Origin of the sequence: Kribbella sp. NPDC051770 (genome assembly GCF_040681455.1) — a bacterium.
In the GTDB taxonomy this organism is placed as follows: domain Bacteria; phylum Actinomycetota; class Actinomycetes; order Propionibacteriales; family Kribbellaceae; genus Kribbella.
Window position 1 is genome coordinate 24,700 of the sequence record NZ_JBFAYT010000022.1, and the last position, 13,170, is coordinate 37,869.

A 13,170-nucleotide genomic window follows, 5' to 3' on the forward strand; every position below is an offset into this window, starting at 1 on the left:
CGCTTAGGCGAGCGCGGCGGCGGCTGCGGCTTCGATGTGAGCCGTGGCCGCCGCGACAGCGGCCTCCACGTCGCCCTCGGCGATGGCGTCGACCAGGCGGATGTGCTCCTCCCACGAGTGCGGCGCCCGCTGCGCTGCGCCGACCCGGAACACCCAGTGCACATGGTGGTACATCGCCGACGCCAGCGAAGCCAGCCAGCGGTTTCCGCTGATGTCGATCACCGCGACGTGCAGCTCGCTGTTCAGCTCGGCGACCCGCGCGAAGTCCTCCGCGTCCGTCGCGGCGTTCGCCTCCGCCAGCAACCCGCGCAGCCGCGCGACGTCCTCCTCGGTCGCCCGCTCGGCAGCGAGCCCGGCGGCCAGCGTCTCCAGCTGCTTCCGTACGGCGAACAGGTCGCGGATCGCCGTGTCGTCGAGCGTCGCCACCACCGCACCACGCCGCGGCAGGATCTCGACGAACCCCTCGCTCTCCACCACCCGCAGGGCCTCGCGGACCGGGTTGCGCGACACCCCGAAGTCGTCGGCCAGGCGGTTCTCGGTCAGCCGCTCGCCCTGGGCGTAGTCGCCGTCGACGATGCGGCGCCGCAGTTCGCTCAGCACCTGCTCCCTGAGCGCGATGTGGTCCGCACCGATCGTGCGTACCTGCTCGCCCCCGTACTGCTGGTCCACCCCGGACTCCCCTCTGCTTTCGGCCGGTGCCGTTGCGAGGCACCGTACCGGACCGCAGGGCGCAGAACCTGTTTGCCGCCTACCGGTGCGCCTCGGTACGTTGACGCCTTGTCCATCACGATCACACCGTTGACCGACCCCGACTACCGGCCGTTCAGCCGCCGGCTGGTCTGGCTGGCGTCCGGTGAGCACCCTGTCGGTTCGGCGTACCTGCGGCTGAACAGCAAGCCCTCCCAGCAGCACCTGGCCGAGCTGGAGCTCGCGGTGCATCCGGCTGAGCGGCGGCAGGGTGTGGGGACGCGTCTGCTGGAGGCGGCGCTGCAGGGTGCTGCTGAGAACGAGGCGACGACGCTATTGGCTGACGCGACAGCTGGCTCTGCTGGAGACGCGTTCCTGGCTGCACGTGGGTTTGCTGTCGGGCTGCGGCTCATCTACACGCGGCTGGCGCTGGGTGATGGCTGTGTGTCGGTGGCGCCGGTTGCCGGCTACCAGCTGACCTCCTGGGCCGGTGCACCGCCGGACGGGTTGATCGAGAGCTTCACCGCCGTCCGCAACGCGATGAACGACGCACCGGTCGGCGACATCGACTACGGCGAAGAGGTGTGGGACATCGAGCGCACCCGGTACGTCGCTGACGTCGTGGCGCAGCGCGGCGAGCTGCTGGAGACCGTCGCCGCGCTGGACGCGTCCACGGGTGAGGTGGTCGCGTACACCGAGCTCGTCGTACCGGGTGATGGTTGTGGCGACGCGCAGCACTACGGCACGGTCGTCGCGGCTTCTCATCGCGGACGGGGCTTGTCGCGCTGGATCAAAGCCGAGCAGGCCCGGCAGACGCGAGCCCGGCATCCGCAGCTCGCCGGGCTGCTGACCGACACTGCAGCCAGCAACGAGGCGATGCGGCGGACCAACGAGTCCCTCGGCTACCGAGAGACCCACCAGGTCCACCGCTGCCACCTCTTCCTCAGCTGAGCCCCGCCAATCGGTAGCCCACGAGGGAGCCGGCCACGGCGACGTTGAGGCTGGCACCGGTACCGATCATCGGGATCTCGACGACGAGGTCGAGCTCGTCGAGGGCTTCGGGTGGGATGCCGGTCTGCTCGTGACCGAGTACGACGATCGTCCTGCGCCTCGCAGGCTGGAGGTCGGCCAGGCGGACGGCGTCCTCGGCCAACTCGACGCCGAGGATCGTGGTGTCGTCGCGCTTGCGCTGGTCGGCGAGCCACTGGACGGAGTTGTGGCCGGTCCAGTGGACGCAGCTCCTGGTCCGGAGGGTGTTGCCGCGGGCGAGGGCTTCGGGCACCCACGGGAGCTTCGGTACGGCGAGGCAGGCGCCGGTGGCGTCGCAGGTACGGAGCAGGGTGCCGAGGTTCACGTCGTACATCGGCCAGAGGGGTGCGATCAGGAGGTGGTCCCAGCAGGTGTGGGCGCGACGGCGGCGCTGGCGACGCAGGTCCTTGCGGGTGCGGACGCGGGGGGCGCTCATCGTGCGGTGGGAGCGATCCTCCCTGTGTTCTTCCTCATCTGAGCGGCGCTTCGCGGCGCGCCGGGGCCATCGTCGGGGCGCCTCGACGGGCGCTCTCGGGATCAGCTTAGGCGAGGCCGGCGTCGTGCGCGAGCAGCGCGATCTGGACGCGGTTGTTCAGGTCGAGCTTGGTGAGGATGCGCGTGAGGTGCGTCTTCACGGTGGCGACGCCGAGGTCGAGGGCGTCGGCGATCTCCGCATTGCTCTTGCCTTCGGCAACAGCCGCGGCGACGTCGCGCTCGCGATCGGTGAGCTTCGCGAGCGCCTCGACGGCCTGCTCGCGGCGAGTTCCTCCCGCGTCACCGGCGACGAAGTCCATCAGGTGCCGGGTGACGCCACCGGACAGGATCGGCTCGCCGTCCGCGACCCGCACGACCGCGTCGACGATCTCGCGCGGCGCCGAGTCCTTCAGCAGGAAGCCCGCCGCTCCGGCGCGCAACGCCTGCAGGAGATGCTGCTCGGACCCGAACGTCGTCAGGATCACGACCTCGGGCGCGTCCGGCAGACGGCGTACGGCCTCGGTCGCGGTCAGGCCGTCCATCACCGGCATCGTGATGTCCATCAGTACGACGTCCGGCCGCAGCTCGGTGACGGTGGCGATCGCCGCCTGACCGTCGGCCGCGTCACCGATGATCTCCAGCTCGCCCGCTCCCCCGAGCATGCTCTTCAGCCCAGCCCGCACCAACGGATCGTCATCAACCAGCACCACCCGGACAGCCATGCCGCACAGCCTAGGCGGTCGGCCAGGGCAGCCATGCGGTCAGCTGGAACTCTCCGGCCTTCACACCATGTTCAAGTCGTCCGCCTGCGAGTGTCGCCCTCTCCACCAAACCGACTAGACCGACCTGCGATCCCGGCTGCCCACCTGCGCCCAGTCTGTTCCGTACCTCGATCGTCAGCCCGTCCCCCGGCCCGCCGCTCAGCTCCACATGCACCAGCGACCCCGGCGCGTGCTTGCGGGCGTTCGTCAGCCCCTCCTGCACGATCCGGTAGCCGTGCCGACCAGTCGCCGCCGGCAGCCCGACAGCCTCACCCTCCAGCGGCTGGAACCGCACCTGCATCCCCGCCGCCACCGACTCCTCCACCAGCGCGGCGATCTCCCCGATCCCCGGCTGCGGCCGCTGCCCGCCCGGATCGCTCAGCCCAGGCCCACGCAGTACGCCGACGATTGCCCGCAGATCGTCCATGCTCTCCCGCGCACTCGCGCGGATCACCCCGGCCGTCACCGCCAGCTCGTCCGCCGGCATGTCCGGCCGGAACTCCAGCGCCCCCGCGTGCACGCTCAGCAGCGACAGGCGATGCCCGAGCGCATCATGCATCTCCCGAGCGATCCGCTCCCGCTCCCGCTGGCGCCCCTGCTCGACGCGCATCTCCTGCTCCGACTCGGCCCGCCGCGCCCGCTCCTCCAGCGAGATCATCAGCTGCCGCCGGGTCCGTACGACGATGCCCCAGGCGACCGACGCCAGACACATCAGCGCCACGAAGCCCACGACGAACTGGTACCCGTACGGGATGTCGAGCTTGATCGGGTAGAGCCAGAACTGCAGCGCGGCGGACCCGATGGCCAGCAGCAGGATCGACAGGCTGATCGCCGGTCGCCGGTGCACCGCGACGGTGAACAGCGCCAGCGCGCTCGCCGTGCCCACCGCCGGGAAGAACACCGAGAGCAGCGTCAGCACGACGACCAGCTCCACCGGCCACCGCCGTCGCAGCAGCAACGCTGCGGCAGCCGCCAGCCCGAACGCCATGGAGACGTCCTCCGGCGGCAGCGGCAGCTTCGGGTCCGGTCCCGGCGCCGCCGGCGGCAGCAGACTGCCGCCGATCGCGAGCAGCACGAACAGCGTGTCGACCACCCAGTCCCGCGGCGTCCGGCGACCCTGCCCAGGCGCAGCCCGCGACCCCGGCCGGAACAGCGCCTGGACGACTCCTGGGCGATCGAGCTCCGCTGACATACCCCAGACGTTAGCGGGCGGCCGCCAGGATCTTCTGGACCGCGGCGGTCGTGATCGGGTGGTAGCCGGGCTGAGCAGTCGCAAACACCCGGGCCGCGAACTCCCGGCCCTCCTCCGACGCGCTCAGTGCCCTGTAGACCGGCAGCACCAGCTTCATCCGGCCGACGCGGGTCAGGAACGTCGCCAGTTCGTCGTACGCCGGGGTGTAGGCGCTGGCGGCAACGATCGAGTACCAGCGGCGGGCGATCTCGCCGTTCGCCGTACCGGTCAAGGAGAACTCGCGGTCGAGCTCCTGCAGCTGCTCGGCGCTCAGCACGTCCGGAGCAGCGTCCAGGAAGCGCAGCCACTCCTGCGTCGTCCAGCTCTTCCCGCCGGCCGGCAGCTCACCAGTGCGCAACCAGTTGTCTCGCAGCTGGTCCACCACCTCAAAGCGGGCCGACTGCGCCCGCGCGGCGAACTGCGGGATGCCCGGCTCGTCCAGCCACGCCGCGACCTCATCCGCCGTCACCACACCGGGCCGCGGCGTCAGCAGGTGCTCCTGCAGGTGCGCGACGAAGTCCTCGGAGTTGATGCTGCGGAACGCGAACCGGTCGAAGTACCCGCGCAGGAACGGGTCGAAGACCTCGCGCCCGAACCGCTCCTCCAGCCAGGACAGGAACCACGAACCCTTCAGCGGTCCGAGCGAGGTCGTCCCGTGGTACTCAGTACCGTGATTGAGACCCGGTAGCTCAACCGCCAGCTGGGCCGGAGTCAGCGGATCGAGCTTGAGCACGGTCGAGTGCTGCTTGATCGCGGTCTCCATCACCGCCAGCTCGGTGCCGTAGACCGCCTCGACGATCCGGTTCTCGACGTACGACGTGAAGCCCTCGTTCAGCCAGATGTCGTCCCAGCTGTCCTGGGTGACCAGGTTGCCGGACCAGCTGTGCGCGAGCTCGTGCGCGATCACGCTGACCAGCGACTTGTCGCCGATCACCACGGTCGGGGTCGCGAACGTCATCCGCGGGTTCTCCATCCCGCCGTACGGGAAGGACGGCGGCAGCACCAGAACGTCGTACCGACCCCAGCGGTAGGGGCCGAAGAGCGCCTCGGTGACGCGCATCATCTCCTCGGTGTCCCTGAACTCGGTGGCGGCCCGCTTGGCCATCTCCGGCTCGGCCCAGACGCCTGCCCGCTCACCGATCGGCTCGAAGACCAGGTCGCCGGCCGCGATCGCCAGCAGGTACGACGGGATCGGCTCCGGCATCACCACGTCGTACGAACCGGTACGACGGGACTGAGTGCCGTTGTCGGCACTCATGAGCACCATCAGTTCCGGCGGCGCGGTGACGTGTGCGCTGTAGCTGAAGCGGACGCCGGGAGTGTCCTGCACCGGCACCCAGCTGCGTGCGTGGATCGCCTGCGACTGGCTGAACATGAACGGCAGTACGCCGCCCGCCGTCATCTCCGGCTCCAGCCACTGCAACCCGGTCGCGGTCGGCGCGGTCCGGTAGCTCACGCGGACCTGCTCGTGCCCGGCGGTGCGGATGGTCAGTGCGGAGCCCAGCTCGTCGTCCGGGAAGGCCAGGTTGTGCTCCAGCGGCTCCCAGCCGTCAGCGGTCGAGCCCTCCACCTGCAGGACGGTCAGGTCGCGACTGTCCAGGATCAGGCGGTCGCCGGGCCCACTCCAGGCCAGGGTGTGCGTGGCGGTGCCGACCAGCACCTTGGCGGTGAAGTCGAGATCCAGCTCCAGGTCCAGATGGGTGGTACGGACCAGGGCCGGTTCGGCGTAGGAGTGGCGGTCGTGGGTCACAGGGGGCTCCCGAGGCATTCAGGGGGTCATTCGCCGCGGTCGTTCGCAGACGTCGTTCGCTGGACACTACCCAGCGGACAGGCCGATGACGCGGCCGATTAGAGCCAGGGGCAGCACCGTGCCAAGTTGCCCAACCTGGGCAGGATGGAGGCATGCGCATCGCTGTTCTGCTCACCGCGCTGGCGGCCACCGCCTGCACCAGCAGCACGGTGTCACCTGCGCCCACGACCCCTCCTCCTGTTCGCCCCAGCGCTCGGACCACCCCGGCTCCAACGCCTACCCCGACTCCCCCGCCGGTAGTGGACGACCCCATGTCCACCGTGCGACACCTGGCCGGGCTCGGCCCGCGGGAAGCGACCAGCAGCACCTATCTGCAAGCTCTGACGTGGTTGGAGGGTCGGTTCAAAGCTTCCGGCTATCAAGTCCGCCGCCAGAAGTTGCAGGTTCCTGCGGGTGTCTCCTGGGGAGTACCGGTCCGTGCAGGCACCACCTGGAACCTCATCGCAACCAGACCCGGATTCAGCCCCCGCAAGCCGCACCTGGTCGTCGGCGCCCACCTGGACACAGTCCCGCAGGCACCAGGTGCCGAGGACAACGCGTCCGGCATCGCCGTCCTGCTGCGCACTGCCCAACTCGCCTCCCCGCGTCTCCCGACCACGTTCATTGCCTTCGGCGCCGAGGAGCCGCGTGGCGACGGCGACGCCAACCACCACTACGGTTCACGCGCTTACGTCGCTTCCCTGCCCGCCGCACGACGCCAGGCGGTCCGCGGCATGGTCTCGCTGGACCGGGTCGGCGTCGGCACCGTCGTACCGGTCTGCTCGGCCAACGACTCCCAGCTGACCACCCGCAACGAATTGCTGGCAGCAGCAGCGCGCGTCGGCGTACGGACGCGTAGCTGCGTGAACAGGTCGAGCGACCACTGGTCCTTCGTCCGTGCCGGACTCCCGGGCGCCCGCCTCGGCAGTACGCCGTACGCGGCCTATCACAGCGCCCGCGACCTGCCCAACGTCGTCAATCCTGCTCAGCTCGACCGGATGGGCAAGGTGCTCGTCAGCTGGCTCGGCTAGCTGCTAGCGCAGGTCGGCGAGGATCGCCTCCGCTCGCGCACCGCTCACCACCCGCGGGCTGAAGTCCGCACCGATCACGTACGGAGTCAGCCGCGCCGCCTTGAGCGTCTTGCCCCAGTAGGTCAGCTCCAGCAGGACCCCCTCCTGCGTCTGCTGCGAGAAGTCCATGTCGAAGACCAGGTTGCCCAGCGAATGCACCGTTGCCTTGCTCGCCGAGAACTGGGCACTCTGCACCCAGTGCGGGTGCCCGCCGATCACCAGGTCGGCGCCGGCTCGACTCAGCGCGTCCGCGACGGTCCGCTGCGCGGGGACCGGGTCGTGGGTGTACTGCTGACCCCAGTGCGGCAGTACGACGACCACGTCGACGGTCTTGCGCAGCGCCTGGATGCGGGTGGTCAGCGCTGCGAGGTCGGCCTGGTTGAGCGGGCCGGTGCGCGGTGGCATCCGCAGCTCGAACGCGCCCGGACTGGTCGCGGCGGCGCGCGGGGTCTCACCGATCGCATTGAAGGCGAGAAAGCCGAAGCGCACGCCGTCGCGGGTCACCACGACCGGGCGGGACGCCTCGGTGTAGTTGCTTCCGGCACCTACTGGTTGGATGCCGCCGGCCCTTACCTGGCGGACGGTCTCGACCAGGGCGCGGTCCTGGAAGTCACCGGTGTGGTTGTTGGCCAGCGAGACGACGTCGACGCCGACATCGCGCAGGCCGGCGACGACGCCGGGCGGAGCGGCGAAGGAGTCGCCGCCCTGCTGGGGGTTTCCGGCCCGGGAGAGCGTGCTCTCGAGGTTCACGACGGTCAGATCGGCGGCCTTGAGGCGGGGGCCGATCGCGCGGAGCGGGCGGGAGACGTCGCCGGTGCGGGCGGCGGCGGTGGCGACGCGGCGGCCGAGCATGACGTCGCCGCCGATGGTCAGGTTGACGACCTGCTGGGGTGTGCTGCCTGGGCTCGTCAGTGCGTACTCAGCCGGGTCGGCGAGTGGGTCGATGCCGTTCACCGTCCAAGGGCGGACGGTCGGGGTGACCTTGGAGGCGGGGACGACGGCCAGGGCGCCGAGGTCGCGGGCTACTTGGTCGGCGCCGCTGACGATGCGGAAGCCGCGCCAGGTGTTCACGCCACCCGCGGCCACACGGCGGGCGGTGGCGAGGTCGACGTCCTGGGCCGCGCGAGTCGGGTGAACGACGAGGACCAGCGGCTCACGTGGAGCGGGCGGTTGACTGGTCGGCCGGCTGGTCGCGACGGACGGTGGTGGCGCATCGCTCCGGCTGGTCGCGGTGGACGGTCGTGGCGCATCACTCCGGCTGGTCGCGGTGGACGGCGTTGGCGCATCACTCCGGCTGGGTTCCGTGCACGCGGCGGCCCCGGCGATCACCACCGCTGTCAGCGCCCACGGTCTCCACCGCACACCCATGCGGCCACGGTAGCCACCGCGCCCAACCGCGGGGCGGTGCTCCGCTCACGCAGCGCGACCCAGCAGACTGTAGGCATGATGCCGGAGAGCAGCAGCCCCGAAGTGGTGCTGCAGCGCAGGCCCTTCGGGTCGTGGTTGCTGGGGCCGGTCGACCAGAGCCCACGCATGCTGCGGATCCGCGTGCAGCTGCTGCTGACCTTCTTCTCCATCGGCACCAACGTGATCGGCGCGGTCGTCGTGTTCGTGCTCGCGGTCTGGGTGCTGCCCGGTCCCCCAGTGGGTGACGAGCTGAGCCTGGTGCGGTGGATCGCGTTCCCGTCGTACTTCCTGTTCGCGCTGCTGGTCGGCGCGGTCTGGAGCACGCGGCTCGCGCTGCGGGTGACCAACTGGGTGCTGCAGGACCGCCCGGCGATCCGCAAGGAGCAGATCGCGACGCTGCAGCTGCCGTTGCGGCTGACCATGATCGAGGTCGTCCTGTGGTTGCTCGGGACAATCTTCTTCAGCCTGCTCACGCTCGCGCTGCAGCCGGAGAGCGTGCTCCGCGTCATGGTCACGACCTTCGACGGCGGCATCGTCACCTGCGCGGCGTCGTACCTGCTGACCGAGTTCGCGCTCCGGCCGATCGCCGCGCGGGCGCTCGCCGACGGCGCGCCGCCGCGTCGCCTGCTCGCGGCCGGGCTGAAGGCGCGCACGGTGTTCTTCTGGGCGGCCGGCTCTGCCGTACCGGTGCTCGGGCTGATGCTGACCGCGGTGATCGCGCTGATCGAGAAGGACGTCTCGGCGACCCGGCTCTCGGTGATCATCCTCGTCCTCGGAACCGTCGTCCTGGTCTGCGGGTGGTTGCTCACGCTGCTGTCGGCCAAGTCGGTGGTCGCGCCCGTGCGCTCGGTGCGGAACGCGCTTGCGGTGATCGGCGACGGGGAGCTGAACGTGCGCATCCCGGTCTTCGACGGCACCGAGCTCGGGTCGCTGCAGTCCGGCTTCAACCAGATGGCCGCGGGGTTGCGCGAGCGGGAGCGGATCCGCGACGTCTTCGGCCGGTACGTCGGGCCGGACGTCGTCCGGGAGGCGCTGACGAGCGACTCGCTCGGCGGTGAGGAGCGGTTCGCCGCCGTGCTGTTCGTGGATCTGGTCGGGTCGACGGAGCTGGCCGCTGGGCGGCCGCCGGCCGAGGTGGTTCAGCTGCTCAACCGCTTTTTCGCGGTCGTGGTCGACGAGGTGGATCGGAACGACGGGTTCGTGAACAAGTTCGCCGGGGACGCGGTGCTCGCGGTGTTCGGGGCGCCGACGGAGCTACCGGATGCCGCAGGGAGCGCTCTCCGGGCGGGCCGGGCGCTCGCCGAGCGGCTGGCCGAGGAGTTGCCAGAGGCAACGGCTGGGATCGGCGTGACGGCCGGGACGGTGGTCGCCGGAACGGTCGGCGACGTTCGGCGGTACGAGTACACGGTGATCGGCGACCCGGTGAACGAGGCGGCCAGGCTGAGCGACCTGGCGAAGCAGACCGATCGGCATGTGGTGGCGTCGATGACAGCGGTGGATGAAGCGGCACCGTCGGAGGCCGCGCACTGGCACGCCGGTGAGGAGATCACGGTGAGAGGCCGACCGACCTCAACCCGCCTGGCTCACCCCAACTGAGTTTCAGCGACCACCAGCGACATCGACCATCGAGCCCGTCATGTACGACGCGCGGTCCGAGGCCAGGAACGCGATCAGCCCGGCCACCTCCTCGACCTTGCCCGGCCGGCCGAGCGGCGGTGTGGTGCCGATCCGTTCCAGCCGGCCCTCGGCGTGGATCTCGGTCTCGATCAGTCCGGGCCGGATCCCGAGCACCCGGATCCCCTCCTTGGCGACCTCGTTCGCGAGCCCGAGGGTCAGCGTGTCCACCGCGGCCTTGCTCGCCGCGTAGTCGACGTACTCCCCCGCCGACCCGAGCACCGCACCCCGCGACGACACGTTCACGATCACCCCACCCGCGCCACCGTGCGCCGTCGACATCCGCCGCACCGCCGCGCCCGCGACCAGGAACGCCCCGATCGCGTTCACCCGGAACACCTGCTCGAGCCGCTCCACGTCGTATTCGTCGACCCGCCCGGCCGGCGAAACGATGCCCGCGTTGTTGACCACGGCCCCGATCGCGCCCAGCTCCCCCGTCACCGCGTCGAAAAACGACTCGATCTCAGCAGCCTCGGCGACATCCGCCCGTACGGCGACCGCCCGCCGCCCCGCCGCCTCACACGCGGCGACCACCCGCGCAGCCTCGTCGTCCCGCGTCCGGTAGCTGATCCCAACGTCCCACCCATCAGCAGCCAACGCGACCGCGGCCGCGGCGCCGATCCCGCGACTCCCACCCGTCACCAGCGCAACCCCACGCGAACCAGTCATACGTCCTACCCTTTCACGCCCCTACGGCGCAGGCTTGGTCAGCTGGATCTGCGTCTCGGTCCCCTCGAACCCCAGCGCCCGGTAGATCCGAATCGCCAGGTACTCCGGATCCGCCACCATCACCAGCGTCTCCGCCGCCAACTCCCCGAACCCGTACTCCGAAGCCGTGTGCACCAACGTGCTCGCGATCCCCCGCCCCCGGTCCTCCGGACGCGTCTGCACGTCCTGGAACCGCGCCACCCCCGACCCGTCGGTCAGCAACCCCAGCGACGCCTGCAGCCGCCCATCCTCGAACGCCCCGAACCACTGCCCGTGCCCCGCCTCGACAACCGCCCGATGGCCGGCCTCGCGCCGCCGTACGAAGTCCTCGTAGCCGTCCAGATCCATCGGGTTCGCCGCGAGAGTCAGCCCGATCAGCTGTTCCCAGTCGTCGTCGCTGCTCAGGAACCGGTACTCCGACGTCGTGTTCGGCCGCGCCGGCGGAACGACCGAGCGTGCGGTCATCACCGTGCTCCGCTCGATCCGTAGCCCGGCCGCCGCCAGCTCGTCCTCGTCCACCGCCGAACCATCCACCGAGTCGATGCCCAAGGCAACATGCTTGGCGTCCGGGAAGGTCCGCGCGAAGACCTCCAGCCACCCCTCCAGCTCCCCCGCGCCGATCGCCGACCGGAGCAGCAGGAAGTTCCCCCACCAGAACGTCGGGTTGTGCGGCGTCCGCACCACGACGTGATCGCCGGCGTCGCTGACCACGCTCCCGCCGAGCGCCAGCAGCAACAGGTCGGTCCGGTAGCCCAGGCTCTTGATCTCCACGCCTCTATGGTCAGGCCCGCGTCAAGACGATTGTTGCTCCGCCGCCTCGGCGACGTTGCGCTGCATCCCGCCGAAGACGATCCCGTGGAACGGCTTGATCGCCCACCAGTAGAGCTGCCCGGGCAGCCCGCGCGGGTGGAACAGCGCGCGCTGCCGGAAGACGGTCCGCCCCTCGGCGTCCTCGTCGACGATCAGCTCCAGCCAGGCCAGCCCCGGCAGCCGCATCTCGGCGCGCAGCCGCAGCAGCTTCGGTTCGTCGATCTCCTCGACCCGCCACCAGTCGAGCGGGTCACCGACCGACAGATCCTTCGGGTTCCGGCGGCCGCGCCGCAGACCGGGCCCGCCGAAGATCCGGTCCAGCAGCCCACGCGCCCACCAGCCGAGCCGCCAGGAGTACCAGCCGTTGCCACCGCCGATCCCCTCGATCACCGCCCAGAGCTGCTCCGGCGTCGCCGAGATCGCGCTCTCCCGCTCGTCGATGTACAGGGAACCGCCGGCCCAGTCCGGATCGCTCGGCAACGGATCACTCGGTACGCCGGGAGTCGCCGCGGACGCCCAGCTCGTCGTCACGTCGAGATCCTGGATCCGCTTCAGCGCCAGCTCGACCGCGCGGTCGAAGCCGATCGGCCCCGGCGCCGGATCGGGTACGTACCGCGCGATGTCGTGCTCCTTGCGGACCACCTCGTGGATCAGGCTGTCGACCAGCGGCCGCGCGATGCTGTTCGGCACCGGCGTCACCAGGCCGACCCAGTGGCTCGACAGCGACGGGGTCAGCAGCGGGAGCGTGACGATCCGGCGGCGCTTGAGGTGCGCGACGTCGGCGTACCGCTGCATCATCTGCCGGTACGTGAGCACGTCCGGGCCGCCGATGTCGAAGCCGCGGTTCACCTCAGGCGGCATCGCCGCGCTGCCGACCAGGTAGTGCAGCACGTCGCGGACGGCGATCGGCTGGATCCGGGTGTCGAGCCAGCGCGGCGTCACCATCACCGGCAGCCGGTCGGTCAGGTAGCGCAGCATCTCGAACGACGCCGACCCGGAGCCGAGGATCACCGCCGCCCGCAGTACGGTCGTCGGTACGCCGGACGCGAGCAGGATCTCGCCGACCTCACGGCGCGAGCCGAGGTGCGGCGACAGCACCTCGCCCTCGGGATAGAGCCCGCCGAGGTACACGATCCGCCCGATTCCGGCCTGGCGCGCGGCCGCGCCGAAGGTCCGCGCGCTGTGCCGGTCGCGGGCCTCGAACTTCTTGCCGGTGCCGAGCGCGTGGATCAGGTAGTACGCGACGTCGACGCCCTCGAGCGCGGCCTCGACCTGGTGCTGGTCGGCGGCGTCGGCCTCGACCACCTCCACGTCGTCGTACCAGTCACGGCTCTCCAGGCGGCGCGGGTTGCGGGCCATCGCGCGGACGCGGTAGCCGGCCTTGAGCAGCTCGGGGACGAGGCGGCCGCCGATGTAACCGGTCACTCCGGTGACCAGGACGAGTTTTCCGGGGTCTGTCACAGCCAGACGAGTGCCCTGAGCGCGTCGAAGTCATGCCGAAGTTGTGCAGCGCTTTGTCAGGCAGCCTTT

General features: G+C 70.6%; 12 protein-coding genes. 3 read left to right on the top strand and 9 right to left on the bottom strand.

What is annotated here, in order from left to right; genetic code table 11:
- Positions 1-3: 3 nt before the first annotated feature.
- Entirely contained in the window at positions 4-669 is a 666-nt protein-coding gene (locus AB0M01_RS38445; RefSeq protein WP_363677655.1) for a GntR family transcriptional regulator, read from the bottom strand.
- A 108-nt stretch (positions 670-777) separates the two neighbouring features.
- On the opposite strand from AB0M01_RS38445, the gene AB0M01_RS38450 reads away from it, so the two are divergent.
- Positions 778-1,638: a GNAT family N-acetyltransferase gene (locus AB0M01_RS38450; protein WP_363677657.1), complete on the top strand. Its 861-nt coding sequence runs from the start codon at positions 778-780 to the stop codon at positions 1,636-1,638.
- Here the strand turns inward: AB0M01_RS38450 and AB0M01_RS38455 are convergent.
- The 4 genes from AB0M01_RS38455 to AB0M01_RS38470 all read right to left on the bottom strand — a co-directional run bounded on the left by AB0M01_RS38455 (position 1,631) and on the right by AB0M01_RS38470 (position 5,932).
- Entirely contained in the window at positions 1,631-2,152 is a 522-nt protein-coding gene (locus tag AB0M01_RS38455) for a TrmH family RNA methyltransferase (protein ID WP_363677659.1), read from the bottom strand. The two genes, AB0M01_RS38450 and AB0M01_RS38455, sit on opposite strands and share 8 nt — an antisense overlap.
- Positions 2,153-2,258: 106 nt before the next feature.
- Positions 2,259-2,912 carry a response regulator transcription factor gene (locus tag AB0M01_RS38460; protein WP_363677661.1) on the bottom strand — a complete coding sequence of 218 codons (654 nt, stop codon included), beginning with the start codon at positions 2,910-2,912 and terminating at the stop codon, positions 2,259-2,261.
- A gap of 10 nt (positions 2,913-2,922) precedes the next feature.
- Positions 2,923-4,143, bottom strand: a complete 1,221-nt coding sequence (locus tag AB0M01_RS38465; RefSeq protein ID WP_363677663.1) for a histidine kinase — start codon at positions 4,141-4,143, stop codon at positions 2,923-2,925.
- A gap of 10 nt (positions 4,144-4,153) precedes the next feature.
- Positions 4,154-5,932 (bottom strand): M1 family metallopeptidase, encoded by a 1,779-nt coding sequence (locus tag AB0M01_RS38470; protein ID WP_363677665.1) that lies wholly within the window; start codon positions 5,930-5,932, stop codon positions 4,154-4,156.
- A 311-nt stretch (positions 5,933-6,243) separates the two neighbouring features.
- Between AB0M01_RS38470 and AB0M01_RS38475 the strand changes: the two genes are divergently transcribed.
- A complete protein-coding gene (locus tag AB0M01_RS38475; RefSeq protein ID WP_363677666.1) occupies positions 6,244-7,002 on the top strand; it encodes a M28 family peptidase in 759 nt (252 codons plus the stop codon).
- Between the two features lie 3 nt (positions 7,003-7,005).
- Here the strand turns inward: AB0M01_RS38475 and AB0M01_RS38480 are convergent, their stop codons facing one another.
- Positions 7,006-8,112 carry a CapA family protein gene (locus AB0M01_RS38480; protein ID WP_363677667.1) on the bottom strand — a complete coding sequence of 369 codons (1,107 nt, stop codon included), beginning with the start codon at positions 8,110-8,112 and terminating at the stop codon, positions 7,006-7,008.
- Positions 8,113-8,484: 372 nt separating this feature from the next.
- On the opposite strand from AB0M01_RS38480, the gene AB0M01_RS38485 reads away from it, so the two are divergent.
- Positions 8,485-10,044, top strand: a complete 1,560-nt coding sequence (locus AB0M01_RS38485; protein ID WP_363677669.1) for an adenylate/guanylate cyclase domain-containing protein — start codon at positions 8,485-8,487, stop codon at positions 10,042-10,044.
- A 3-nt stretch (positions 10,045-10,047) separates the two neighbouring features.
- Here AB0M01_RS38485 and AB0M01_RS38490 read toward each other — a convergent pair whose 3' ends face one another.
- From AB0M01_RS38490 to AB0M01_RS38500, 3 genes are read right to left on the bottom strand one after another with little or no spacing between them, the layout of a single operon-like run.
- The gene (locus AB0M01_RS38490) at positions 10,048-10,791 is read right to left on the bottom strand and encodes an SDR family oxidoreductase (RefSeq protein WP_363677670.1); all 744 of its coding nucleotides are present in this window, start codon (positions 10,789-10,791) and stop codon (positions 10,048-10,050) included.
- Positions 10,792-10,812: 21 nt separating this feature from the next.
- Positions 10,813-11,601, bottom strand: coding sequence for a GNAT family N-acetyltransferase (locus AB0M01_RS38495; RefSeq protein WP_363677671.1), 789 nt, complete (start codon positions 11,599-11,601; stop codon positions 10,813-10,815).
- A 21-nt stretch (positions 11,602-11,622) separates the two neighbouring features.
- Positions 11,623-13,101, bottom strand: coding sequence for an SDR family oxidoreductase (locus tag AB0M01_RS38500; RefSeq protein ID WP_363677672.1), 1,479 nt, complete (start codon positions 13,099-13,101; stop codon positions 11,623-11,625).
- Positions 13,102-13,170 lie beyond the last annotated feature (69 nt).